Below are 25695 nucleotides of genomic sequence, written 5' to 3'. Positions count from 1 at the left end.
CCGACCCCCGTGCGGGAGGGCGGCCCCGGTCTTCCCGGCGGTCGTGCGGTCAGTACAACTTGTTGACGGCCGTGGTGGTCGTCTTCTTGAACGCCTTCACCGGCGCGTCGTCGAAGTCGCCCAACTGCGCCCACTTCACGACGGTGACGGTCCGGCCGTCCCGGCCGACGGACAGCAGACTGATGTCCGAGGCGCCCCACGAGGCGCTGGTGTGCAGGCCGTGGACCCGGGCGCCCTCCTCCACCGGCAGGGTGCCGTAGTTCCGGTGCGTGGCCTCGATCTCCGGGTCGCGCTCCTCCAGACGGTCCGCACAGGTGCGGATCTCCTCGTTCAGACGCGTGGCGAGCGCCTTCGCCTTGGCGGCGCCGCCGACGACGACGGTCAGCTGCCAGGCTCCCGTGTCGAGGTCGGTACGGAACGCGCGGTACCGGGAGTCGTAGGCGAGCAACGCCTCGTCCAGGCAGGGCCGCAGCTCCTCCGGGACACCGTCGGTGACCTTGCCGGCCGTCCAGGACGACGAGGGGTGCGGGGGCAGTTCGGCCGCCGAAAGGAACCGCGGCGCGGCGACCGCCTTCTTCGCGGCGACCGTCTGCGGCCCGGCCTGGACCGGCCCGACGAGGACGGCCCCGAGCGCCAGGCCCGTGATGGCCAGTACCGTGAGCGTGCCTGCCGGAGTGCGCTTGAGCATGAGTGTCCCCCGTTGATCAGTGCGTTGATGTGAGGTGCCGCCACGCCGTCGGATGGTCGGTCCGGCGTCTGAGGGCGACACCAAGAGCATCAGCGGTCACAGCGGGTGGACGCAACAGGGGACGCCGGATCCACCACGGTGGAACCATCCCATGCCGCCTGACGTGCAGGTACATGGAGTGCCTGGGATGCCGTCCCGGGACGCGACCAGACGGGGGAAGGGTGTCCGGACAGGACGACGTCGAGGAGTTCGCGGCTCTGCTGCGGCGACTGAAGGACCGGACGGACCGGAGCTACGGTTCGCTGGCCCGCCGCCTGAACATGAACACCTCCACGCTGCACCGCTACTGCGCCGGCGACGCGGTCCCCGTCGACTTCGCCCCGGCGGAACGCTTCGCCGCGCTCTGCGGGGCGACGGCGGAGGAACGGCTGGAGCTGCACAGGCTGTGGCTGGACGCGGTGACGGCACGCCGGCGACCGCGTACGGCGGATACGGCCGGGTCCGCCGGGGACCCTGATGCGGCGGAGGCCGCTGCGGCCGAGGAGCCCGGAAGCCCCGGAGAACCCGATGCTGACCGGGAACCGGGCGGAGAAAGCCGGCCGAAGGCGGAAGACGAGCCGGACACGAAAGGCGAACCGGATGCCGAGGGCGGAACGGCGGCCGGATCCGAACCCGGCACCGACACCGGAGCGGAGACCGGATCCGAACCCGGCGCCGAAGGCGGGCCGGAGACCGGATCCGAATCCGGTGCCGAAGGCGGAACGGAGACCGGATCCGAACCCTGTGCCGAAGGCGGAACGGAGACCGGATCCGAACCCGGTGCCGAAGGCGGAACGGGCGTGGAGAGCGAGCCGGGTGCCGACAGCGCCCCGGGTCCCGCGCCTGACTCCTGGGGTCGACCGGGTGCCGAGGCCGGTGCGGCTCCTGTCCCCGCTCCCGTGTCCCTCCCCTGGTTCCGCCGCCGACGTGTCCTGGTGACGGCCGCCGTCACCGCGGTGCTGCTCGCCACGCTGGGCAGCCTCTCGGCCCTCCCGTCCGACCGTCCTTCGCGGGAGGATTCCGCGCGGGCCCCGGGCGGCCCGTCCCTCACCACCGCCCCGGCGACGCCTCACCGGCCGTCGGGCACGCCGTCCGCCTCGCCCTCCGGCACCCGTTCCGCCTCCCCCTCGCCCTCCTCCTCGGCCAAGGGCACCACCACCGGCGGGCCGTCCAGGACGCCCACCAGGAAGAGCGGCCCGCCGGAGACGGGCGGGGGAAGCGCGGCCGGCGACACCTCCGTCCCCCTCACCTGGACCGCCGACTCGCACGTGTGGAACCAGGGCTGCGGCCACGACTACCTGATCGGCAGGCCGCCGGCGCAGGTCCCGCCGCCCCCGGCCGCGCAGGACGCCCGCACCTGGGCGGCGGCACAGGGCGCCCTGCACGGCCGCGACACCAACGTGCGGATCTCGGTGCAGGGCCGGAGTTCCACCGCCGTCGTCCTGGACGCGCTCCGCGTCCGCGTCGTCGCGCGCGCCGCCCCGGCCCAGGGCAACGCCTACTCCATGGACCAGGGCTGCGGCGGAGCGCTCACCCCCCGCTACTTCTCCGTCGACCTGGACGCCGACCGCCCCGTCGCCCGCTCGCAGCCCGGCGGTGACAGCGAGGGCCCCATCCCGGCCGTACGGCTGCCGTACCGCGTCTCCGCCGAGGACCCGGAGGTGCTGCTGGTCACCGCCACGACCGAGGGCTGCGACTGCGGCTGGTACCTCGAACTGGACTGGTCCTCCCAGGGCCGCACCGGCACGGTCCGCATCGACGACCACGGCCGCCCGTTCCGCACCAGCGGCATCAAGGGGCTGCCCCGCTACACGTACGACACCTCGGCACGCCAGTGGGTGCCGTACACCGGATGAGGACGCTCAGGGACGGGGCACGTTCCGCAGGTTGGACCGCGCCATCTGCAACATCCGCCCGACCCCGCCGTCCAGGACGATCTTCGAGGCGGACAGGGCGAAGCCGGTGACCATCTCGCCGCTGATCTTCGGCGGGATGGAGAGGGCGTTGGGGTCGGTGACGATGTCGACGAGGGCCGGGCCCTTGTGCGCGAAGGCGTCCTTCAGCGCGCCCGCGAGGTCCTTGGGCTGCTCGACCCGCACGCCGTGGGCACCGCAGGCGCGGGCGACGGCCGCGAAGTCGGGATTCTTGTTCGTGGTGCCGTGCGAGGGCAGCCCGGCGACCAGCATCTCCAACTCGACCATGCCGAGGGAGGAGTTGTTGAACAGGACGACCTTCACCGGCAGGTCGTACTGGACGAGGGTGAGGAAGTCGCCCATCAGCATCGAGAAACCGCCGTCGCCGGACATGGAGACCACCTGCCGCTCCCGGTCCGTGAACTGCGCGCCGATCGCCATCGGCAGCGCGTTCGCCATCGAGCCGTGGGAGAACGAACCGATCACCCGGCGGCGTCCGTTGGGCGAGATGTACCGGGCGGCCCACACGTTGCACATACCGGTGTCGACGGTGAACACCGCGTCCTCGTCGGCGAGTTCGTCGAGGACGGACGCCACGTACTCGGGGTGGATCGGGACGTGCTTGTCCACCTTCCGGGTGTACGCCTTGACGACTCCCTCCAGGGCGTCCGTGTGCTTCTTGAGCATCTTGTCGAGGAAGCGCCGGTTCGTCTTCTCCCGCACCCGCGGCACGAGACAGCGCAGGGTCTCGCGCACGTCGCCCCACACGGCGAGGTCCAGCTTCGAGCGCCGGCCCAGGTGTTCGGGCCGCACGTCGACCTGGACGATCTTGACGTCGTTCGGGAGGAAAGCGTTGTACGGGAAGTCGGTACCGAGCAGGATCAGCAGGTCGCACTCGTGGGTGGCTTCGTAGGCGGCGCCGTAACCGAGCAGGCCGCTCATGCCGACGTCGTACGGGTTGTCGTACTGGATCCACTCCTTGCCCCGCAGGGCGTGTCCCACCGGGGACTTGACCTTCCCGGCGAACTCCATGACCTCGGCGTGCGCGCCGGCCGTGCCGCTGCCGCAGAACAGGGTGATCTTCTCGGCCTCGTCGATCATCTCGACGAGCTGGTCGATCTCGGCGTCACCGGGGCGGACGGTGGGCCGGGAGGTGACCAGGGCGGTCTCGGCGGCCTGTTCCGGGGCGGGCTCGCCGGCGATGTCGCCCGGGAGGGAGACGACACTGACGCCGCTGCGGCCGACCGCGTTCTGGATGGCGGTCTGGAGCAGCCGGGGCATCTGCTTCGGGCTGGAGATCAGCTCGCTGTAGTGGCTGCACTCCTGGAACAGCCGGTCCGGGTGGGTCTCCTGGAAGTAGCCGAGGCCGATCTCGCTGGACGGGATGTGCGAGGCGAGGGCGAGGACCGGGGCCATGGAGCGGTGGGCGTCGTAGAGACCGTTGATGAGGTGGAGGTTGCCGGGTCCGCAGGAGCCCGCGCAGGCGGCGAGCTTGCCGGTGATCTGGGCCTCCGCCCCGGCGGCGAAGGCGGCGGTCTCCTCGTGGCGGACGTGCACCCAGTCGATGGCGGAGTTGCGGCGGACGGCGTCCACCACCGGGTTGAGGCTGTCGCCGACGACGCCGTAGAGGCGCTCGACGCCCGCGCGGACGAGGATGTCGACGAACTGTTCGGCAACGTTCTGTTTGGCCATGGTGCTCTCCTGCCCCTTCGGTGTCCGGAGATCCCCGCAGGGTCCATGAATCCACAGAGCGGGCCGTCACGCCTCCCACACGGCGGCGGCTGTACGGTCATCTGCATATCCCTTGACCCGGACTTGGGTGTCGGCGAGGAACGCGGCGAGGCCGGGCGGGGCGGCTTCGGACCACCGGCCGGTCAGGTACCGGCACAGTTCGGGCTCGCCGCGCAGCGGCTCGGCGAGGCCGCCGGTGCACATCAGGAGCGTGTCACCCGGGCGGGCGATGGAGGCGCGGAAGCGGAAGGGTTCCCGGGGCGGCTCGGGGGCCGGTTCGTACGGGCTCGGGGGTGTCGGGATGCCCAGGTCCATGGTGAGGCGGTCGCCCTCGGGGGTCTCGGGGGGCAGGGAGCCGAAGCCGACGACCGGCTCGCCGGTGACGTCGAGGACGCGCGGCTCGATGTCCTGCCATGCGCCGTCGCGCAGGCGGAACAGTCCGCCGTCGCCGACGCCGAAGAAGACGCGGGTGCGGCACTCGGGGTCGGCGGGGAGGAGCAGGCAGCGCAGGGTGGCGGCGTACTCCTCCGGGTCGATGCCCTGTTCGGCGGCGCTGGCACGGAGTCTGCCCAGGCTGCGGTCGGTGAGGCGGTGCAGGCCGGACTTGAGGTCGCCGCGCCGGCCGGCCCTTATGTCGTCCGCGAGGCGGGCGTGGCTGCGGCCCACGGCCCGGCCGATCCACTGGCAGGCCTCGGCGGCGGCGCGGTGCGCACCGGGTGTGGCGCGGGCGCCGGTCGCCATGGCGACGAGGACCAGGGCGTGCTCGCCCGTCCCGAACCGGGCGGTGAGCAGCGCGTCCCGGCGCGGCTCGCCCCGGAACCGCGCGGAGTCCCCGCGCACGGAGGCCGCGCGCAGTGTGCAGGTGCCGTACCTGGCTCCGTCCAGCACGGTGTCCGCGACCAGTTCGTCGAGACCGTCCGGGTCGGCCGGGGGCAGCACGGTGGGCTCGGCCTCGTAGGTGGGCGGCCCGGAGCCGACGTGGTCCACCGCGGCGGGCGGGAGGACGGGCGGGTCGAGGCGAGTGGCGGGAGGGGCGGTGGTGTGGGACGCGTCCACGGGCGGCTCCCGGCCGGGCTCGGCACCCGCGTCGGTGAGGGGTGCCTGCGGGCCGCCCCGGGTGGCGGCGGACGGAGCACCGGGGCCTGTCCGGCCCGGGCCGGGCTGAGGGGCGGGTCCGGGAGGCGGAGGTTGCCAGGAGGTGGGGTCCGGCGGCGCACCGGCGGGCGACGACGTCACGTCGGTGCCGGTGTCGGTGTCGTGACTGTCAGCGGAGAGGGCGGCTTCGGCGCTCGGGCGGTACTGCGGGGCGGGGCGGGGCGGAGGCGGCGCGGGCGGGTCGTCGAAGGCAGTGGTGGTGTCGTCGCGGGGCGAGATTCCGGCGGGCCCGGAGCCCGGCTCCCAGGGGCGGTGCCTCGGGGGCGGTCCGGGCAGAGGCGGCTGGGACGGCTCGTCCACGGCAGCGGCCTCATCGCGGGACGGGACGTCGGCGGGACCGGAGCCCGGCTCCCAGGGGCGGTACTGCGGGGGCGGTCCGGGCGAGGGCGGAGTGGCCGCCGGACCGGTGGCGGGTGCGTCCTGGGTGGGGTCGGAGCCGGCGCCCCTCGGGTCTTCCGGGGCGGTCCCGGGGCTTCTCCACTCGGGCGCCCCCGTGGGCTGCGACGGGGCGAAGGGGGGCGGGGGCGGAGGGGGCGCCGACGGGGGCGACGGCATCCGCGAGGCCGGGGCGGTCGTGTCCGGGGTCTCGGCGGAGGTACGGTCGCCCGCCGGCGGGGCCGAGGGGTCCTGCGGTTCCCGCCCGGCGAACCCCGGCGGTTTCGGACCGAGCGGGAAGGTCGCGCGGTCTTGCGGCCGATCGGACGGCGGCTCCCAGGGGACACGCGGCGACGCGGACTGCGGGGCGCGACGCGGGTCATCCCCGGCCGGGGCACGCTGGGACCGCGGCCCATCCTCCTCGGCCTGACCGCCGATCCGGGACCGCGGCCCATCCTCCTCGGCCTGACCGCCGATCCGGGACCGCGGCCCATCCTCCTCGGCCTGACCGCCGCCCTGCGACCGCAGCCCATCCGTGGCCCCGCCACCCCGAGAACGCGGCTCCTCCCCGGCCCCGCCGCCGGAGCGCGGCGCGTCCTCCACTCCTGCCGCCTCCCCCCGCGTCCCGCTGGACGCATCCGTCGTGGCGGTCCCCGGGAAGCCGCCCGCCTCGGACCGAGGTGCCGGGATCGCGCCCTCCTTGGCATCCGGGGCATCCGGGGCATCCGGGGTACCGGACCCTGCCTCCACCGTTCCCGCCGCCGAGGCGAAGCGGTCGTCCAAGGTGTCGGGCGTCGGTGCCGGGCCCGTGTCCGCAATGGAGTCGTCGTACAGCTGACCCCACCAGTCGTCCTCGTGACCGGCGGGCTTTCCCCCAGGCTGGCTCATGCCCCTGATTGTCCACCGTGTGGGCCGTATGAAAACGGGGCATCGGGAAAATCCGGCGGCGTGCGCCACGTCGAACGGCAGGTCGAGTGACATGTCGAACTGCCGTACGGCACAAGCCGTCGAGCGGTCCCGCCCCCACGGGAGAACCGCCCGACGGCACACCGGGTCACCCGGCCTGTCGTCCCCTGCCGTGCCGACGCGCGTCAGGCCCGGCGCCGCCGACGGCCCCGCTCGCGCCACGCCGGCCTGCCGAACCCCGAGCCGGACCTGCGGGCCGGACGAAAGTCCTGGTGGAGGCCCTGGCAGCCTGGTCATCTGCGGCTTCGCCCGGTCTCCGGCACCCTGGACAGATGGGAGTGGTGGACCTCCTACTGGTCGGCCTGGTCCTGCTGCTCGGGCTGGGCGGAGTGCTGGTGCCCGGGGTGCCGGGGTCGTGGCTGGTGTGGGCCGCGGTCCTGTGGTGGGCGCTGAAGGATCCACAGCCGGTGGCCTGGGGGGTCCTGGTCGGTGCCACGGTCGCCCTGTTCCTGTCCCAGGTGGTGCGCTGGTCGCTGCCCCCGCGCCGGCTGAGCGAGAGCGGCGCCACCCGGCGCATGGGTGTGTACGCCGGGCTGGGAGCGTTCGCCGGCTTCTTCGTGATCCCCGTGATCGGCGCGATCCCCGGCTTCATGGGCGGCATCTACCTGTACGAACGACTGCGGCTCGGCCGGCACCGCGAGGCGAGGACCGCGCTGCGCACGGTCATGCGCTCGGGCGGCTCCAGCGTGCTGACGGAGCTGTTCACCTGCCTGCTGATCATGGGCGCGTGGCTGGGCGCGGTGCTGTGGGCATGAGGCGCCGGGGCGACGCCCGCCGCGACGACCACCGCGGCCGTCGCCCTACGCCCGCAGAACCAGGACGAAGAACCGATGCGCAGGACCGGACCGGCGTGTTTGGCTGACGCTCATGACCCGATTCAGCGAGGCCGAACGCGCGTATCTGTCGTCGCAGCGGCTGGGACGGCTGGCCACCGTCGACCAGCACGGGCAGCCGCAGGCGAACCCGGTCGGCTTCCACCCGCAGGACGACGGGACCATCCTGATCGGCGGCTACGCGATGGGCCGCACCAAGAAGTGGCGCAACCTGCGGAAGAACCCGAGGGTCGCCCTGGTCGTCGACGACATCGTCAGCCTGGAGCCGTGGAAGGTGCGCGGCATCGACATCCGCGGTGAGGCCGAACTCCTCACCGGCCCGCACGACCTGGGCCCGCACTTCAGCGAGGAGGTGATCCGCGTCCATCCGCGGCGGATCCACAGCTGGGGCCTGGAAGAGGGCGCGTAGAGGTCACCTGGTGGAGGACGCTCGGAGGACGCCTTCCAGCGCGAGCAGCGTCGTCTTGCGTTCCAGGCCGCCCGCGTAGCCGGTGAGGGAACCGTCGGCTCCGATCACCCGGTGGCAGGGCCGCAGGACGAGCAGCGGGTTGGCGCCGATCGCGCCGCCGACGGCCCGTACGGCGGCCCGGGGAGCGCCGATCCGCGCCGCGATCTCGCCGTACGTCGTGGTCGCCCCGTAGGGGACGGTGTCGAGGGCGGCCCAGACCCGCTCCCGGAACTCGCTGCCCGCCGACCGCAACTCCAGTCGGAACTCTGTGAGTTCCCCGGCGAAGTAGGCGGCCAGCTGGTCCTCGGCGCCCCGGAAGGGGCCCGGGTCGTGCCGCCAGCCGTCCCGCACCGTACGGCCGTTCTTCTGGCCGGGCACGGAGAGCGAGGCCAGCGCTCCGGTCGCGTCGGCGGTGAGCAGGAGCGGCCCGAGGGGGCTGTCCAGGGTGGTGTAGTACGTCTCGGCGGTCATCGGTACTCCGGTGGGCATGGGTGTTGCCGTGGGCATCGGTACTCCGGTGGTCATGAGTGGTGCGGTGGTCATCGGTGTTCCGCGGCGGTCATCGACACGCCGGTGGTCATCGGTGCGTCCCGGCGGTCATCGGTCCACCGGCTCCCCCGCCGCACGCAGGTGTCGCAGGGCGTAGGAGCGCCAGGGGCGCCACGTGCCGGGGACGTCGTGTCCGGGGGGTCCGACGTCGGGGTCGCCGAGGGCGCGGGTGCGGACGGCGGCGACGGTGCGGGCGTCCAGGCCGGGCAGAGCGAGCAGCGCGGCCTGCGCGTCGTCCCGGTCGACGCCGGGATCGAGGCGTACGGCGCCGTCGGCCAGGGCGGTGGCGAGGGCGCCCAGGGGCCCGTCCGGCTCGGCCTCCGCGAGGACGGCCGGTTCGGGGAACACATGGGTGAGGCTGCCGCAGGGGGCGTCCAGCGCCTTCCCGTACCGCGTCACCAGCCGCTGGGCCGCGGCCCGTCCCGCCAGGGCCCGCAGGGCGAACTCCTCCGGGTCGACGGAGCCGGGCGAGCGCAGGCCGGGCCGGGCGGCGACCAGCGGGGCGAGCCGTTCGTCGGCGCCGAGCCGTTCGTCGACGGCGTACGGGTCGGCGTCGAGGTCGAACAGCCGCCGCAACCGCTGCACGGCGGTGGTCAGATCGCGGAGGTCGGTGAGGTGCAGCCGGGCGTCCAGCCAGCCGCCCGGATGAGCTCCGGACGCGGTCCGCGCGGCCCCCGTCCGCTCGTCGACGGCGACGATGCCGGTGCCGTGCGGCAGTCGCAGGGTCCGCCGGTACGTCCGCCGTCCGCGCGCCCCGCTCATCTCCTCGACGCCGGTCACGGCCTCGGCCTCCAGCAGGTCGAAGGCGGCCCCGGCCTGGTACGGCCCCCGGTGGGCGAGGCGCAGCGGGATCCCGGCGTCCGGGGTGCCCGTACGCGGGGCTGCCCGTCCGCCGCGCGCGGCGGCGGCCCGCAGCTCGCTCGGGGAGGAGGCGTACGCCTGCCGCATGGTGTCGTTGAACTGCCGCACACTGGCGAACCCCGACGCGAACGCGATCTGGGTGACCGGCAGGCCGGTGGTCTGCAACAGCACCCGCGCGGCGTGCGCCCGCCGGGCCCGGGCGAGGGCGACGGGGCCGGCGCCGAGCTCGGCGGTGAGCTGGCGCTGGACCTGCCGCGCGCTGTAGCCCAGCCGCGCGGCGAGCCCGGCGACGCCCTCCCGGTCGACGACGCCGTCGCCGATCAACCGCATGGCCCGGCCGACCACGTCCGCCCGGACGTTCCAGTCGGCGGAGCCGGGCACGGCGTCCGGCCGGCACCGCCGGCAGGCCCGGAATCCCGAGCCCTGCGCGGCGGCGGCCGTCGCGAAGAAGCGGACGTTGTGCCGCTTCGGCGTCACCGCCGGGCAGCTGGGCCGGCAGAAGACCCCGGTCGTCACGACGGCGAAGAAGAACTCCCCGTCGAACCGCCCGTCCCGGCTCCGCACCGCCTCGTACCTGGTGTCCTCGTCCATCACGCCACCCAGTGTCGGCCGTGCGGAGGAGCGGGGCCAGCGGGAATCGGACGTGGAGCTGTGCCCGGGCTCCCTACATCCGGCGCCCGCGCTTCGCCTCCATCGCCGCCTTCCCCTCCGCCCCCTTCCGCTTCCAGTCCCGCCGGATCTCCGCCCGCAGCCGGGCGTCCGTCTTGGCGACGATCCGCTGGTTCTCCCGGATCAGCTTGCGGTAGCTCTCCAGCCGCCGGACCGGCAGCTCACCGGAGTCGATGGCGTCGCGCACCGCGCACCCGGGTTCGCTCTCGTGCGCGCAGTCGTGGAACCGGCACCGCCGGGCCAGTTCCTCGATCTCGGCGAACACCTGCCCGACGCCGCTCTCGGCGTCCCACAGGCCGACGCCGCGCAGGCCCGGCGTGTCGATCAGGACACCCCCGGACGGCAGGGCGAGGAGGTTGCGGGTGGTCGTCGTGTGGCGGCCCTTGCCGTCCGCGTCCCGGGTCGCCCGGACGTCCATGACCTCCTCGCCGAGCAGCGCGTTGGCGAGCGTGGACTTGCCCGCGCCGGACTGGCCGAGCAGCACGGAGGTATTGCCGCCGACGACGGCGAGGAGGACGTCGAGTCCGTCCCCGCCCATGGCGCTGACCGGCAGCACGGGCACGCCGGGCGCGGTGGTCTCCACGTCCTGGACGAGGTGGGCGAGGGTCGCCGCGTCCGGTACGAGGTCCGCCTTGGTCAGCACCACCACGGGCTGTGCCCCGGACTCCCAGGCCAGCGCGAGGAACCGCTCGATGCGGCCGAGGTCGAGTTCGACGGCCAGCGACACGGCGACGATCGCGTGGTCGACGTTGGCGGCGAGGATCTGCCCCTCGGACCGCTTGGAGGACGTGGAGCGCACGAAGGCGGTACGGCGCGGCAGACACGTCCGTACGTAGCGGGGGTTGCCGCCGGGTTCGACGGCGACCCAGTCGCCGGTGCACACGACCCGCATCGGGTCGTGCGGGGTGACGAACGCGGTGTCCGCCCGGACGATGCCGTCGGCGGTGATCACGTCGCACTGCCCTCGGTCGACCCGGACCACGCGTCCGGGCAGCAGTCCTTCGGGCACGTGGGGGGCGAACGCGTCCGCCCATGCCTCGTCCCAGCCGTAGGGAGCGAGCGCGGAGAAGGCGGAGAAATCTGAGGTGGAAGACAGGGAAGACAAGGGTGACCCTTCACAGGGGTGGCCCCGGCACACGCGTGCGGACACGCGTGGAGGTGAGGAATCGTCAGCCGGCGGCCACGGAGGTGGACTCGATGTGCTCCTGGATGCGGGCAGCGCCCATCTCGACGACAGCCATCGGTCGACACCTCCTCATGCACTCGCGCTCTTGCTCGGCCCGCGGCGGCCGACGGCCACCGCGTGGATCTCCGTCACTCTAGCCCGGCCCGGTGGCGCCCCTCAACGCCTTTTCCGCCCGGTCCGTTCAGGCCTTCGTACAGCTCTGCCCGTTCAGGGTGAAGTCGTACGCCGGTGCGTTCTTGGCCTGCCAGGAGGCGAGGAAGCCGAAGGCGAGGGAGCCGTCCGCGGGGACCGACTTGTTGTAGTCGGCGGCGGTGGCGGTGACGCGGGAGCCGTTCTGGGCGAAGCTCGCGTCCCACATCTGGGCGACCTTCTGGCCGTCGCGGAAGGACCAGGCGACCTGCCAGGTGTCGAGGGGTCGCTCGCTGGTGACGGTGACGGTGGCCTGGAAGCCGTCGGGCCACTGGTTGACCAGGTCGTAGGTGACGGTGCAGGTCGCGGGCTCGTCCGTGCCGGGGTCGCGGGGCGCGGTGGAGGTGGCCGTGCCCTGGGCCTCGGTGTCGGGGTTCTTCCCCCGGGACGGGGTGGGCGTGCCCGTCGTGGCGGGGTCCGACGGCTTCGGGGAGGCGGTGGAGCGCGCGTCGGTCAGCGGGACGGAGGGGCCGGGGTCGGCCACCGGCTGCCGGTCCCCGGTGTCGCCGGGTTGCGCCGTGCCGTGGTCGGTGCCGCCCGGCATCATCGACACGCCGAGCGCCAGCAGGGACACGAGCACGGCGGCGACCAGGAGGCCGTTGCGTGCGACGCGGGCCTTCTGGGCGCCCGGGTTCGGGGGTGCGTCGGCGTCGGCCGGTCCCGGGCGTCCGGCGCCCAGGCGCACGTCGGCGGCCCGGCGGCGGCGCTCCAGATAGGCGAGGCCGCCCCAGCCGATCACCCCGCCGGCCAGCGCCCCGGGCAGTCCGCCGCCGTGCAGCCGCAGACAGGCGGCGGCCTCCGCGCACTCCACGCAGCGCGCGAGGTGCCGGGAGAGGTCGTTGGGGGTGTCGGCGGCGGGCGACCGGGTGACCGCGTCCAGCAGCCGGGCGTAGCTGCGGCACTGCGCGTCCATCGGTGTGTCGAGGTGGGCGCGGTGGCAGCGGTCCCGGAACAGGCTCCGCACCTGGGAGAGTTCCTCGCTCACCACGGCCGGGTCGTGGCCGAGCCGGCGGGCCACGACGGGCAGCGGCAGTGCCTCCACCTCGGCCAGCCACAGCAGGGCCGCGTCCGGTTCCTGGAGGTCCCGCAGTCCGCGCAGGGCGAGCGGGCGGCGCAGCGGGGGGCCGGTGTAGCGGGCGGCCTTGTCGGAGTTGAGCCACAGTCGCAGTTCGGGGTCGAGCTGGTGGCCCTGGCCCTGGGACTCCCAGGCCGCCGCCGTGTTCCGGACGGCGGTCAGCAGCATCGGTATGCGGGGCAGGCGGGCCGAGCGGCGGCCGGTGCCGCGGGCCGGGGCGGCCTCGGCGGTGCGGACCTCCCGCATCCCGAGGGAGAACGCCTCGGTGGCCAGCCGGGTGGCCGCGGTGGACCCGGACGTGCACAGGTCGGCGTAGGAGAGCACGGCATCCCAGCACTCGGAGAACAGCGCGGCCTCGGCGGCGTCCTGGGGAGTGGGCAGGTCGGGCATGGGTCTCCTGCGATCACAAGCGAAGTCAACTCGCCATACTGGCAAAGGAGTTGGGGGGAACCTCGCGGCAGGGGACGAGCTTTTCACGTCTTCCGCACAACTGACAAGCGCCGTGTCCACTTGTCATGACACAGCGTCGCGCCCCACGACTCCGGCCTGTAGTACGGACGCCACGCCCGGACGACTCATCCGGACCGGCGCGAACCGATTCCGGCCGACGACTGCCGGGCCGACGGCTCCCCGGCCTACGCGTTCGGCGTCGACGGCTCCTGGGCCGGGAGGCTGTCCATGAAGGAACTGACGGAGAAGACCGCGCGGCCGGGGCCGGGCGGGCCGTAGCCGGGAGGCGAGGACAGGCCGAAGTCGTCCATGGTGGCGCGGTACGCCTCCAGCAGGCGGATGTGGTACTCCAGCGGAGCGCCCTGCGGGTTGGCCTTGCCGAGCGGCGTGGTCGGCTCGGGGCACCAGGTGGTGAAGCGGGGCGTGATGCCGTGCGACATGAAGAAGCGCAGGCCCTCGGTGGTGGAGGCGATGGCCTCGTCGACGGTGGTGAAGCCGAAGGGCTCCGCCATCTCCACGCCCGCGACGAAGTTGGGGATGACGTTGCGCGCGCCGAAGATCTCCGCCGAGTCGAGGATGCGCTTGTGCCACTCGTCGCGGCCGACGTAGCGCTCCTTGCCCGGGCAGTACAGCTCGAACAGACGGCGGTCCCACACCTCGTAGTTGGGGTGGTAGATCTGCACGCCGTGGTCCTTGAAGCGCTGCACGTCGTCCTTGGGCAGCGCCTGGGCGACGACCTTGCCGATCCAGCGGCCGGGGAAGCGCTCCTCGATGGCCTTGGCGTAGTGCCCGTAGAAGTCGGCCTCGTCGCGGCCCGCGACGGTCCTGGTGATCGCGCCGCCGGTGAGCGTGTAGGCGGTGGACACCTTCGCCGTGTCGTACCGGTCGATGATCTCCAGGGCTTCGAGGACCTCCTCGACGTCCTTGACTCCCGTGTACGGCCGGCCGGCGGCCTTGTGCTGGCGCCAGTTGTGGTTGATGTCGCAGTACTGGCACTCCTCCTTGGCGCCGAAGTACTGGCAGACCCGGAAGACGGTGAGGTAGATCAGGTAGCCCCACTGGATGGTCGGGGCGACCTCCATCACCGACTTCCCGCTCGCCAGGGTGTGCCGGTAGTACTCCGGCATCGGCGGGACCCCGACGTCGGAGATCCGCTTCCCGTCGAGGTAGAGCCCGAGCACGCCGTCCTCGTCGGCCGCGACCCGGTACGGCGAGGCGGGGTTCACCCGCACGGAGACGACGGTCCGCCGCAGGTCGTACGGCCCGCCGGTCAGGATGATCTCCTCCGGCGGACGCCTGAGCGCCGCCTCGCCCAGCTCGGGCAGGGTGCCGTGGTCGAAGGAGAAGATGAAGTACGACTTCGGCTTCACCTCGCCGCCCTCGTTGTCGCTGAGGGCCGACGGATCGAAGGCCACACCGCCGCGGAGCAGGTCCTCCTTGAAGACGGCTTCCCGCGGAACGTGCGGGAACCTCTCCAGCAGATCCTCGACCAGTGCGGTGCGGCTGCCCATCCCGTGTCTCCTCCCGGTGCGGACGTACGGCTCCTCACGGTATGCCCTCGCCTCGGCGCGCCCGGCGCCGGGTCCCCCCCCTCGCGGCGGCGGCGGATCGGCGTCCGGGGTACGTTCCACCAGTGCGTTCCTGGTCCGACGGGCCAGGTTCTCGATCTCCAGGGAGGGCGACGGGATGTCCGAGACGGTGACCAACTGGGCCGGCAACATCGTGTACACGGCCAAGGAGTTGCACCGCCCGCGCTCGCTCACCGCGCTCGGGGCCCTCGTGGCCGGCAGTGCGCGGGTGCGGGTACTGGGCAGCGGGCACTCCTTCAACGCGATCGCCGAGCCGGGCGCGGGCGGCGTCCTGCTGTCGCTGGCCGGGCTGCCGGCCGAGGTGGACGTCGACGCGGCGGCCCGGACGGTCCGGGTCGGCGGCGGCGTGCGGTACGCGGAGCTGGCCCGCCGGGTGCACGGGCACGGGTTCGCGCTGCCCAACATGGCGTCACTGCCGCACATCTCGGTGGCCGGGTCGGTGGCGACCGGCACCCACGGCTCGGGCGTCGGCAACGGTTCGCTCGCGTCGGCCGTGCGCGAGGTGGAGATCGTCACCGCGGACGGTTCGACGGTGGTGGTCGGGCGGGGCGACCGGCGGTTCGGGGGTGCGGTCACCTCGCTCGGCGCCCTCGGGGTCGTCACCGCGCTCACCCTGGACCTGGAGCCGTCCTTCGAGGTCGAGCAGTACGTGTTCACCGAGCTCCCGCTGGCGGGGCTGGACCCGGCGGCGTTCGAGACGGTGATGGCGTGCGCGTACAGCGTCAGCCTGTTCACCGACTGGCGCGAGCCGGGCTTCCGGCAGGTGTGGCTGAAACGGCGCACCGACCAGCCGATGCCCGGCTTCCCGTGGGCCCCGCCCGCCACGGAGAAGATGCACCCGGTGCCGGGGATGCCCGCGGTCAACTGCACCGAGCAGTTCGGGGTGCCGGGGCCGTGGCACGAGCGGCTGCCGCACTTCCGGGCCGCGTTCACCCCGAGCAGCGGCGCCGAGCTCCAGTCGGAGTACCTGCTGCCGCGTCGGCACGCCCTCGACGCGCTGCGCGCGGTCGACGCGATACGGGAGACGGTCGCCCCCGTCCTGCAGATCTGCGAGGTGCGGACCGTCGCTCCCGACGAGCAGTGGCTGAGCCCGGCGTACGGGCGGGACACCGTGGCGCTGCACTTCACCTGGTTCGAGGACACGGCGGCCGTGCTGCCGGTGGTGCGCCGGCTGGAGGAGGCGCTGGAGGGGTTGGACGCGCGGCCGCACTGGGGGAAGGTGTTCACCACCCCGGCGGGGGTGGTGCGAGCCCGGTACCCGCGCCTGGAGGACTTCGCGGCACTGGCGCGGGAGTTCGATCCGGGGGCGAAGTTCGCCAACGAGTTCGTCCGGGACGTGCTGGTCGGGTGACTTTATAAAGCCCCTTTCCTAAGCCCTTGTCGAAAGTCCTCGCCTGCCCATAGCCTGACGCCGCGCCGGTGCCCATGCCGTCCCGGCACGAGCCGAGGGGGCGGGGCCCGGCCCGTGCGCCGTGTCTCGCGGAAGGCACCCGAAGACACCCCTCGCACCCGGCCCGAACCCGTCGCAACGGCGTCTGCCAGGGAGGAAGTCCGATGAGGCGCGGCACTTCACGTGACATCCGCACCGCGAACCGCTACGAGGTGCTGCGCCAGATCATCGCCGCGTCGCCCACCTCCCGGCAGGAGCTGGCCGCCACCACCGGCCTGAGCCTCGCCACGGTCGCCACCCTCGTCGGCGAGCTGCTCGAACTCCGGATGATCACGGAGGTCGGGTTCGAGGACTCGGCGGGCGGCCGCCCCCGGGGCCTGGTCGCCGTCAACGCGTCGGGGGGCGCGCTGATCGGTGTCGACATCGCGGAGACCTATGTCCACGTCGAGCTGTTCGACCTCGCGCTGAACGTCCTGGCCCGCGCCGAGGAGGACGTGCGTCCCGGTGAGAGCCTGCCGGAGCAGGTGGTCGGCCATGTCGCCGCCGCCGTCGGCTCGGTGGTCGCACAGGCCGGGGTCGAGGGCGCGCGGGTGCTCGGCGTCGGGGTGAGTGTGCCGGGTCAGGTGGACCGGGCGACCGGCATCTCGGAGTACGCGCCCAACTGGGACTGGCACGACGTGCCGCTGCTCGACCTGCTCACCGAGCACATCGCCTACCCCCTCCACCTGGACAATCCGCTGCGGGCCTGCGCGGTGGCCGAGCTCTGGTTCGGTGCCGCGCGCGGGCGCGGGAACGCGGTGGTGGTCAACCTGGGGACCGGGGTGGGCGCCGGGCTGGTGCTGGGCGGGGGGCTGCACCGGGGCGTGAGCAACAGCGCCGGCGAGTGGGGCCACACCACGCTCGTGCTGGACGGACGGCTGTGCCACTGCGGCAACCACGGCTGCGTAGAGACGTACGTCGGCGCGCCCGGCATCATGCTGAACCTGCGGGAACTCAGCCCCCGCAGCACGCTGCTGCACCCGGAGGACCAGACGGCGACCATCGACGCCCTGGCCCGCGGGGTCGCGGCGCGCGACCCGGTGGCGGTCAAGGTGGTCCGCGACACCGCCCGGTACCTCGGCGCCGGCGTCGCCGACCTGATCAACCTGTTCAACCCGGAGGTGGTCGTGCTCAGCAGTTGGGTCGCGGCCGCGCTCGGCGAGCCCCTGCTGGCCGAGGTGCGCGAGGCCGTGGCCCGGCACGCGCTGCCGCGGCCGCTGGCCGCCACGGAGATCGTCCTCTCGCCCATTCCCACCGATCCGGTGTGTCTGGGCGCCGCGACCTTCGCGCTCGAAGGGGCGCTCAACGCGGTGAGCCAGAAACCCTCGGGCGGGAGGACCGTCCGGCGTCACTTCCCCGCCTCCCGAGACTGAGGCTCGGCCGGGAAAAGCTGCGCGGGCCACCGGTACGGCGGCCCGCGCTCTGTCACGTCCGGTATGCCGAACACTACGCAACGCTTCGAACAGGCTTCGTCCAACCCCTTGCCGAAGCCTTAGCCGAAGGTTAGCGTCCCGCTCCGCAAGCCTCTTTGAGCCAACTTTCGCCTGAGTGACTGAGCGCCGCCGGACTCGAGACAAGGACGTCACCATGTCGGCATTGAGCAACAGCAGCTGGGACCGCCGGACCGTACTGCGGGCCGCCCTGGGCCTGACCGCCGCGGGCGGGCTCGCCGCCTGCGGCGGCAACACCGGCCGCAGCAGCGGGGGCGGTTCGGGGAAGAACCTCACCCAGTACTTCCACGCGTACGGCGAGGCGGGCACCGAGCAGGCCATCAAGAAGTACGCCAAGGCCTACAAGGACGCCAACGTGACCACGCAGTGGATCACCGGCTCCAACTTCGAGAGCAAGCTCTTCGCCTCGCTGCTCACGGACGAAGCCCCCGACTGCTTCGAGTTCCACCCGCAGTTGCAGATGATCGAGAGCGGCCAGGTCGCGGACCTGACCGATCTGATCGACCCGGTCAAGGACGACTTCAACCAGGCCGACATCCAGTCGCACACGGTCGACGGCAAGATATACGGCATCCGGATGATCGACGACCCGCAGTTCTTCTTCTACCGGCCCTCGATGTTCGAGAAGGCCGGCGTCGAGGTCCCGCAGACGCTGGAGGAGCTGATCGAGGCCGCCGCCAAGCTGACCACGGACAAGGTCAAGGGTGCCTACCTCGGCAACACCCTGCACTCGATGGTCAACCCGCTGATCTGGTCAGCGGGCGCGCAGCACCTCGACGACAAGAACCAGATCGCTTACCACACGGACACGGTCGTCGACGGCTTCAAGCAGCTGCGCAAGCTGTTCACCAGCGGTGACCTGCTGCTCGACGCCCCGACCGACTTCTGGGACCCGTCCGCGCTCAACCAGGGCCTGACCGCGATGCAGTGGTGTGGCATGTGGGCGATGCCGCAGATGCAGGAGGCGCTCGGCGACGACCTCGGCATCTTCCCGTTCCCGAAGGTCGGCGACGCGGGCAAGCTCTCGGTCTACAACGGCGGCTGGTCGATGTTCGTCAACGCCAAGGGCAAGAACCTCGACGCGACCAAGGAGTACGTGAAGTGGTTGTGGATCGACCAGAAGGAGTACCAGGAGGACTGGGCACTCTCCTACGGCTTCCACATCCCGCCCCGCACCTCGATCGCGGAGTCGGCCGACAAGCTGAAGTCGGGTCTGCCCGCTGAGGGCGTCAAGCTCTTCAACGAGTACGGCAACTTCGACAACATCGGCTGGACCCAGGCCAGCATCACCGCCCTGGAGGACGTCCTCGCCAACTCCGTGCGCAAGGGCGGCGACCCGGACGCGGAGCTGACCAAGGCGGACGCGAAGGTCAACCGCGAGCTCAAGAAGCTCTTCGGATAGACCGACGGACAGGTACTCACGACATGTCGACCATCACCAAGGACGGCGTCTCCAGCCCCACCCCGGCGAAGGCATCCCCGGCCAAGCCGCGGCGGGGGGTGCGGGGCTCCCCCACGTTCAACTTCTGGCTCTTCACCGGGCCATTCCTGATCGGCCTGGCGGTCTTCGTCTATCTGCCGATCCTGTGGAGCCTGTATCTGTCGTTCTTCGAGGCCCGCTTCACGGTCACGCCGAGCACGTTCATCGGCTTCGACAACTACGTGACGATGCTGACCGACGAGGACTTCATGGGGTCCCTTGTCACCTTCACGGTGTTCGCCGTCTTCATCGTGCCGACCACCTGGGCGGCCTCGCTGGGGCTGGCGCTCATGGTGAACCGGCTGCGGTTCATGCGGGCGTTCTTCCGGTCGGTGTTCTTCCTGCCCACGGCGGTCAGCTATGTCGCCGCCTCGCTGGTCTGGAAGATGTCCATCTTCAGCGGTGTCCGCTTCGGCATGATGAACACCTTCCTGAGCCTCTTCGGCATCGACAACACCGCCTGGCTGGCCAGCCCCGACCCGCCGTGGTACTGGCTGGTCATCCTGACCGTACGTCTCTGGCTCCAGGCCGGCTTCTACATGATCCTCTTCATCGCGGCCCTGCAGAACATCCCGCAGGAGATGTACGAGGCCGCCGCGATCGACGGCGCCAAGCCCGGCTGGCAGACGTTCTGGCACATCACCCTGCCGCAGCTGCGGGCGACCTCCACCGCCGTGATCCTGCTGCTGCTCGTGGCGGCGTACCAGGCGTTCGACGAGTTCTTCAACCTGCTGCACAAGACCACCTGGGGCAGGCCACCGCTCGTGGAGCTGTACTACAAGGCCCTCGGTGAGAGCCAGGACTACGGCGCGGGCAGCGCGGGCGCGCTGATCCTCACCGTACTGATCTGCCTCGTGACCCTGCTCCAGGGCAAGTTCCTGGGCTTCGGAAGGGGGGAGGAGTCCAAGTGACCACCACCACGACACCTCCGGCGGACCGGGTGGACACGTCGGCCAAGCCGCGTCGTGTCCGGACCGGCAGCGTGCTCGGCTCGACCGGCCTCTACGTCGCCACCGGCGTCGCCGCGCTTCTCTTCCTCATCCCGTTCTATCTGATCGTCCGCAACGCGCTGATGACGGACCCGGAGATCACCGGCGAGGAATGGAAGTGGTTCCCCACCGACATCCAGTGGGGCAACATCAGCGAGCCGTTCGACGACACGTCGGTCGACTTCGCTCGCTCGCTGTGGAACTCGGCGGTCGTCGGCGTCCTGCACACCGTGGGTACGCTGCTGGTCTGCTCGCTGGCCGGCTACGGCCTGGCCCGCATCCCGTTCAAGCACGCCAACAAGGTCTTCTACGCCGTACTGGGCACCCTGATGGTCCCGACCGCCGTGACCTTCGTGCCCAGCTTCGTGCTGGTGTCGTCCCTCGGCTGGATCGACACCTACCGGGGGCTCATCATTCCGGGCCTCTTCAGTGGTTTCACCTGCTTCCTGTTCCGGCAGTACTTCCTGGGGTTCCCCAAGGAGCTGGAGGAGGCGGCGCGGGTGGACGGGCTCGGTTACATGGGCGCGTACTGGCGGGTCGTCGTACCCAACTCGCTGAACTTCTTCGCCGCGATGGCGACGATCACGTTCATCAGCGGGTGGAACTCCTTCCTGTGGCCCCTGGTCATCGGCCAGGATCCGAGCGCGTGGACCGTCCAGGTGGCGCTCTCGAACTACATGACCGGCCAGACCGTCAACTTCCATCTGATCTTCATGGCCACGGCCATTTCCATCCTGCCCCTCGTGTTCGTCTTCCTCTTCCTCCAGCGCTGGCTGGTGCAGGGGATCGCACAGACCGGCATCAAGGGCTGAGCAAGGAGACCGATGTCATTCCGCACCACCCCCGCCGTCGACTACGTCGAGGACGTCTCGCCGGGCAGCGGGGCCCTCCCGCCCCGGGCCTGGTACGCGTCCTCGGACGCGAAGTCGCTGTCACTGAACGGCAGTTGGCGCCTGCGGCTGTCGGCGACCGCCGATGCCGAGGACGACTCGTTCGCCGAGGAGGGGTACGACGCCGGGGACTGGGCCGAGGTCACGGTCCCGGGCCACTGGGTGCTCCAGGGCGACGGGGCCTTCGGGGCGCCGATCTACACCAACCACCTCTACCCCTTCCCGGTGGACCCGCCGCACGTGCCGACCGAGAACCCGACCGGCGACCACCTGCGCGTCTTCGACCTGCCGTCCGACTGGCCCGCGGACGGCGGGGTGGTGCTCCGCTTCGACGGCGTGGAGTCCTGTGCCCGGGTGTGGCTGAACGGCACGGACATCGGCGAGTTCAAGGGCTCCCGGCTGCCGCACGAGTTCGCGGTCGGCCACCTGCTCAGGCCCACCGGCAACGTACTGGCGGTGCGGGTCCACCAGTGGTCGGCGGGCTCGTACCTGGAGGACCAGGACCAGTGGTGGCTGCCCGGCATCTTCCGTGACGTGACGTTGCTGCACCGCCCGGCGGGCAGCGCGCTCGACTTCTTCGTGCACGCCTCCTACGACCACACCACCGGGGAGGGCACCCTGCGCGTCGACTCCGACGTCGACGGCCGGGTGACCGTGCCCGCCCTGGACATCGATGTCGCCACCGGCGAGCCGGTGACGGTCCCGGTCCGGCCGTGGACGGCGGAGACCCCGCACCTGTACGACGGTGTGCTCGCGACCGAGGGCGAACGGGTGCCCCTGCGCATCGGCTTCCGCACGGTCGCCCTGGAGGACGGCCTGGTCAAGGTCAACGGGACGCCGGTCCTCTTCAAGGGCGTCAACCGGCACGAGTGGCACCCTACGACGGGCCGCGCCCTCGACCTGGAGACCATGCGCGAGGACGTGCTGCTGATGAAGCGGCACAACATCAACGCCGTCCGCACCTCGCACTACCCGCCGCACCCGGCCTTCCTGGACCTGTGCGACGAGCTGGGCCTGTGGGTCGTCGACGAGTGCGACCTGGAGACCCACGGCTTCGTCGAACAGGACTGGCGGGACAACCCGGTCGACGACGACCGCTGGACGCCGGCCCTGCTGGACCGCGCCGCCCGCATGGTCGAGCGGGACAAGAACCACCCGTCGATCGTCTTCTGGTCGCTGGGCAACGAGGCCGGCACCGGCCGCGGTCTGACCGCGATGGCCGAGTGGATCCACGGCCGGGACTCCTCGCGCCTCGTGCACTACGAGGGCGACTGGAACTGCCGGGACACGGACGTCTATTCGCGGATGTACGCCTTCCACGACGAGGTCGAGAAGATCGGCCGGGGCCTGGACGGCGGGACGGAGAAGCGGCGCGCACTCCCCTTCATCCAGTGCGAGTACGCGCACGCCATGGGCAACGGCCCCGGCGGACTCGCCGACTACCAGCGCCTGTTCGACACGTACGAGCGGCTCCAGGGCGGCTTCGTCTGGGAGTGGATCGACCACGGCGTCACCCATCCCGAGCTGGGTTACGCCTACGGCGGCGACTTCGGCGAGGAGCTGCACGACGGCAACTTCGTCTGCGACGGCCTGCTGTTCCCCGACCGGCGGCCCTCCCCCGGGCTCGTCGAGTACCAGAAGGTGATCGAGCCGGTCCGGATCGAGGGCGACGGCGCCGACGGCACCGTCCGGATCACCAACAGGTACGACTTCGCCGACCTGTCCCGGCTGGCCTTCGAGTGGGCGTACCAGGTGGACGGCGAGACGGTCGAGGCGGGCGCGCTGTCGGTGCCGGCGCTGGCGCCGGGCGAGTCGGCCGAGGTCAAGCTGCCGGAGCCGCCGGCCAACATGCGCGGCGGCGAGGCGCTGTGGACCGTACGGGCGCTGCTGGCCGACGACACCGCCTGGGCGGCCAAGGGCCACACGGTGGCGTGGGGCCAGGTCGCCCTGGCCTCACCCCCGGTGCCCTCCGTCGCGGCGAGTGCCGCCCCGGCGTCCGGCGACGGGCGGATCACGCTCGGTCCGGGTGTCTTCGACGCCCGGACCGGGACGCTCAGGGCCATCGGCGGTGTCGACGTCAGCGGGCTGCGGCTCGACGTGTGGCGGGCGCCCACCGACAACGACGACGGCGCGGAGTGGCAGACCGACACCCGCTACGGCGTGCTGTGGCGCACCCTGGGCCTGCACCGTATGCGGCACCGGCTGGACGCCGTGGAGGTGGGCGAGGACGCGGTGACGGTACGGACCCGGGTGGCGCCCGCCGCCCGCGAGGCTGGCCTGAACACGGTCTACCGCTGGACCTCGGACGAGGAGCGGCTGCGGCTGACGGTGTCCGTGGACCCGGAGGGCGACTGGACGGTGCCGCTGCCCCGCCTCGGCGTCCGGTTCGGGCTCGCCCGGGCGGACGCCGTGCGGTGGTTCGGCGGCGGTCCCGGCGAGGCGTACCCGGACACCGGAGCGGCGTCCATGGTCTCCCGTTGGCAGTCGACCGTGGACGAACTGCAGACGCCGTACGTCCGCCCGCAGGAGAACGGCGCCCGCGCCGACGTCCGCTGGGCGGAGCTCGGCGGGCTGCGGATCGAGGGCGACCCCCGGTTCTGGTTCACCGCCCGGCGCTGGACGACCGAGCAACTGGACGCGGCGGCCCACCTCACCGACCTCACGGCCGGCGACACGGTGTGGGTCAACCTCGACCACGGCCAGCACGGCATAGGTTCGCAGTCCTGCGGCCCCGGCCCGCTGCCGCGCTACCACCTGCGGGCCGAGCCGGCGGAGTTCTCGTTCGTGTTCTCGGTACTCGGTCCGTCCAACTCCGTGATCGATTAATCCATTGGCCTATTGATCGACATTCTGACACCGTCTTGAGGTCCTCCGCGGCCGGTCGGATCCCTGCCGACCGGCCGCGATTCGCGTGCCCTGCGAGGGAGTTCACAACGTGAGCGGCAGCAGCATCGAGGTCCGGGACCTGTCCCGCACCTTCCACACCACCGTCCGCCGCCCCGGCTTCACCGGCGCGGTGCGCTCCCTGGTCAACCCGGAGCGGGTCGCCAAGCACGCCGTGTCCGACATCAGCTTCGACGTCTCTCCCGGTGAACTCCTCGCCCTGCTCGGCCCGAACGGCGCGGGCAAGTCCACCACCATCAAAATGCTCACCGGCATCCTCACGCCCACCTCCGGCGAGGCGCGGGTGGCGGGCGTGGTGCCGTACCGGGAGCGTGAGCGCAACGCCCGGAACATCGGCGCGGTGTTCGGGCAGCGCACCCAGCTGTGGTGGGACCTGCCGGTGCGCGAGTCGTTCGCGATCCTCCGGGACATCTACGAGGTGCCGGGGGCCGAACACACCGCTCGCCTCAAGGAGTTCGACGACCTGCTCGACCTGTCCTCCTTCTGGGACACCCGGGTGCGCCACCTCTCGCTCGGCCAGCGCGTACGCTCCGACCTCGCCGCCGCCCTGCTGCACGACCCGCCGGTGGTCTTCCTCGACGAGCCGACCATCGGCATGGACGTGGTGGTCAAGGAGCAGGTGCGGGAGTTCCTGCGGCACCAGGTCGAGCAGCGGGGCCGGACGGTCCTGCTGACCACCCACGACATGACCGAGGTCGAACGGCTCGCCGAACGGGTGGTCCTGATCAATCACGGCCGGCTCGTCCTGGACGGCGGCCTCGACGAGATCCGCCGCAGGTTCGGCTCGACCTGGCAGGTGCGGGCGACGCTCGCCGACGCGCACACCGGCCTCGTGCCGCTGCCGGGGATCGCGGTGCTGCGCCAGGACGGACCCCAGGTCGTGTTCGGTCCGGACGGGCCCGACGCCCCGTCCGTGCACCAGGCGCTGAAGACGGTCATCGAGCGGTACGAGGTGACGGGCATCGCCATCGACGAGGCGGACCTCGAGGACGTGATGCGGGCCGCCTACGTCCACGCCGAGGCGGTGTGATGACCGCGGTGCGAGCCTGGCGGGTGGCCCGCGTCACCCCCCTCGGCGAGCTGCACGCCCCGCCCCGGATGACCGCCGTCCTGCTGCGGCTGACCGTGCAGGTGGTGCTGGTGGCATCCCTGTGGCAGGGCCTGTACGCGCACACCGGCACCACCGCCGGACTCGACCGCGACCAGGCGGTCACGTACGCGGTGCTGGCCGTGCTCGCCTCCCGGCTGCGGGAGCTGGACCAGTCCGCGGGCCGGGACACCGTCATCCAGCACATGCACTACGGCACGATCGTCTACTGGTACCTGCGCCCCCTGCCGCCCCAGCGCTACTACGCCCTGCGTGCCCTCGGCGAGCAGCTGTACGGGTTCGCGTGGGCGGTGGGCGGATACGCGGTCTGCCTGGTGGCCGGGGTGGTGGAGCCCCCCGGTTCGGCGGCGGTCGCCGGGGTGTTCGCGCTGAGCCTGCTGCTCGGCCAGTGGGTGCTGTACTACGTGATGCTCGTGCTGGACCAGCTGTGCTTCTGGACGGTGCGCAACAACGCGGCGATGCTGATCCTGATCTTCGCGCAGAACCTGCTGTCCGGGGTGTACGCGCCGCTGTGGTTCTTCCCCGAGTGGTTCATCACGCTGAGTTCCCTCCTGCCGTTCCAGGCGACGCTGAGCGTGCCGTTGTCCCTGTACATCGGCCGGATCCCGCTGTCGGACGCGGCCGGACAGCTGGCGGTCCAGGCGGGGTGGGTCGTGCTGCTCGGCCTGTTCACCCGGTTCCTGTGGCACCGGGCCGCCCGTCATGTCATCTCCCAGGGAGGCTGAGGC

19 protein-coding genes are annotated in these 25695 nt (G+C 72.1%); 11 read left to right on the top strand and 8 right to left on the bottom strand.

Annotation, left to right across the window (positions count from 1 at the left end):
* Positions 1-49: 49 nt before the first annotated feature.
* Positions 50-688 carry a hypothetical protein gene (locus tag QQS16_RS31530; protein ID WP_286065449.1) on the bottom strand — a complete coding sequence of 213 codons (639 nt, stop codon included), beginning with the start codon at positions 686-688 and terminating at the stop codon, positions 50-52.
* A 173-nt stretch (positions 689-861) separates the two neighbouring features.
* On the opposite strand from QQS16_RS31530, the gene QQS16_RS31525 reads away from it, so the two are divergent.
* The gene (locus QQS16_RS31525) at positions 862-2583 is read left to right on the top strand and encodes a transcriptional regulator (protein WP_502963865.1); all 1722 of its coding nucleotides are present in this window, start codon (positions 862-864) and stop codon (positions 2581-2583) included.
* A gap of 6 nt (positions 2584-2589) precedes the next feature.
* Here the strand turns inward: QQS16_RS31525 and QQS16_RS31520 are convergent, their stop codons facing one another.
* Positions 2590-4332 (bottom strand): pyruvate dehydrogenase, encoded by a 1743-nt coding sequence (locus tag QQS16_RS31520; protein WP_286065447.1) that lies wholly within the window; start codon positions 4330-4332, stop codon positions 2590-2592.
* Positions 4333-4398: 66 nt separating this feature from the next.
* Positions 4399-5826, bottom strand: a complete 1428-nt coding sequence (locus QQS16_RS43585; RefSeq protein WP_353479700.1) for a protein phosphatase 2C domain-containing protein — start codon at positions 5824-5826, stop codon at positions 4399-4401.
* Between the two features lie 1313 nt (positions 5827-7139).
* Here QQS16_RS43585 and QQS16_RS31510 point away from each other — a divergent pair.
* Both QQS16_RS31510 and QQS16_RS31505 read left to right on the top strand, forming a co-directional pair.
* Positions 7140-7622: a DUF456 domain-containing protein gene (locus tag QQS16_RS31510; RefSeq protein WP_286065445.1), complete on the top strand. Its 483-nt coding sequence runs from the start codon at positions 7140-7142 to the stop codon at positions 7620-7622.
* 112 nt (positions 7623-7734) lie between these two features.
* A complete protein-coding gene (locus tag QQS16_RS31505; RefSeq protein ID WP_286065444.1) occupies positions 7735-8109 on the top strand; it encodes a PPOX class F420-dependent oxidoreductase in 375 nt (124 codons plus the stop codon).
* A gap of 3 nt (positions 8110-8112) precedes the next feature.
* Here QQS16_RS31505 and QQS16_RS31500 read toward each other — a convergent pair whose 3' ends face one another.
* The 5 genes from QQS16_RS31500 to QQS16_RS31480 all read right to left on the bottom strand — a co-directional run bounded on the left by QQS16_RS31500 (position 8113) and on the right by QQS16_RS31480 (position 14638).
* Positions 8113-8655 (bottom strand): methylated-DNA--[protein]-cysteine S-methyltransferase, encoded by a 543-nt coding sequence (locus QQS16_RS31500; protein WP_502963933.1) that lies wholly within the window; start codon positions 8653-8655, stop codon positions 8113-8115.
* A 90-nt stretch (positions 8656-8745) separates the two neighbouring features.
* Complete coding sequence (locus QQS16_RS31495) at positions 8746-10149, bottom strand: DNA-3-methyladenine glycosylase 2 family protein (protein ID WP_286066518.1); 1404 nt, start codon at positions 10147-10149, stop codon at positions 8746-8748.
* A gap of 73 nt (positions 10150-10222) precedes the next feature.
* The gene (gene rsgA, locus QQS16_RS31490) at positions 10223-11323 is read right to left on the bottom strand and encodes a ribosome small subunit-dependent GTPase A (protein WP_286066517.1); all 1101 of its coding nucleotides are present in this window, start codon (positions 11321-11323) and stop codon (positions 10223-10225) included.
* A 271-nt stretch (positions 11324-11594) separates the two neighbouring features.
* Positions 11595-13067, bottom strand: coding sequence for a cellulose-binding domain-containing protein (locus QQS16_RS31485; RefSeq protein WP_286065442.1), 1473 nt, complete (start codon positions 13065-13067; stop codon positions 11595-11597).
* Between the two features lie 245 nt (positions 13068-13312).
* Positions 13313-14638, bottom strand: coding sequence for a radical SAM protein (locus QQS16_RS31480; RefSeq protein ID WP_286065441.1), 1326 nt, complete (start codon positions 14636-14638; stop codon positions 13313-13315).
* 175 nt (positions 14639-14813) lie between these two features.
* Here QQS16_RS31480 and QQS16_RS31475 point away from each other — a divergent pair, with 175 nt between their 5' ends.
* From QQS16_RS31475 to QQS16_RS31440, 8 genes are all read left to right on the top strand, one after another.
* Positions 14814-16067, top strand: a complete 1254-nt coding sequence (locus QQS16_RS31475) for a D-arabinono-1,4-lactone oxidase (RefSeq protein WP_286065440.1) — start codon at positions 14814-14816, stop codon at positions 16065-16067.
* Between the two features lie 203 nt (positions 16068-16270).
* On the top strand, positions 16271-17518 hold the full coding sequence (locus QQS16_RS31470; RefSeq protein ID WP_286065439.1) for an ROK family protein: 1248 nt from the start codon (positions 16271-16273) through the stop codon (positions 17516-17518).
* 214 nt (positions 17519-17732) lie between these two features.
* On the top strand, positions 17733-18998 hold the full coding sequence (locus QQS16_RS31465; RefSeq protein WP_286065438.1) for an ABC transporter substrate-binding protein: 1266 nt from the start codon (positions 17733-17735) through the stop codon (positions 18996-18998).
* 23 nt (positions 18999-19021) lie between these two features.
* Positions 19022-19987 carry a carbohydrate ABC transporter permease gene (locus QQS16_RS31460; RefSeq protein WP_286065437.1) on the top strand — a complete coding sequence of 322 codons (966 nt, stop codon included), beginning with the start codon at positions 19022-19024 and terminating at the stop codon, positions 19985-19987.
* On the top strand, positions 19984-20877 hold the full coding sequence (locus QQS16_RS31455) for a carbohydrate ABC transporter permease (protein ID WP_286065436.1): 894 nt from the start codon (positions 19984-19986) through the stop codon (positions 20875-20877). Before QQS16_RS31460 ends, QQS16_RS31455 begins: the two co-directional genes overlap by 4 nt.
* A 12-nt stretch (positions 20878-20889) precedes the next feature.
* Positions 20890-23781: a glycoside hydrolase family 2 TIM barrel-domain containing protein gene (locus QQS16_RS31450; protein ID WP_286065435.1), complete on the top strand. Its 2892-nt coding sequence runs from the start codon at positions 20890-20892 to the stop codon at positions 23779-23781.
* Between the two features lie 109 nt (positions 23782-23890).
* The gene (locus QQS16_RS31445; protein ID WP_286065434.1) at positions 23891-24889 is read left to right on the top strand and encodes an ABC transporter ATP-binding protein; all 999 of its coding nucleotides are present in this window, start codon (positions 23891-23893) and stop codon (positions 24887-24889) included.
* Positions 24889-25692 carry an ABC transporter permease gene (locus tag QQS16_RS31440; protein ID WP_286065433.1) on the top strand — a complete coding sequence of 268 codons (804 nt, stop codon included), beginning with the start codon at positions 24889-24891 and terminating at the stop codon, positions 25690-25692. Before QQS16_RS31445 ends, QQS16_RS31440 begins: the two co-directional genes overlap by 1 nt.
* Positions 25693-25695: the final 3 nt, after the last annotated feature.

This window comes from Streptomyces sp. ALI-76-A, assembly GCF_030287445.1.
Classification (GTDB): Bacteria; Actinomycetota; Actinomycetes; order Streptomycetales; family Streptomycetaceae; genus Streptomyces.
The sequence above is the reverse complement of the archived record's forward strand: the minus strand, read 5'-3'. Positions and strand labels throughout refer to the sequence as shown.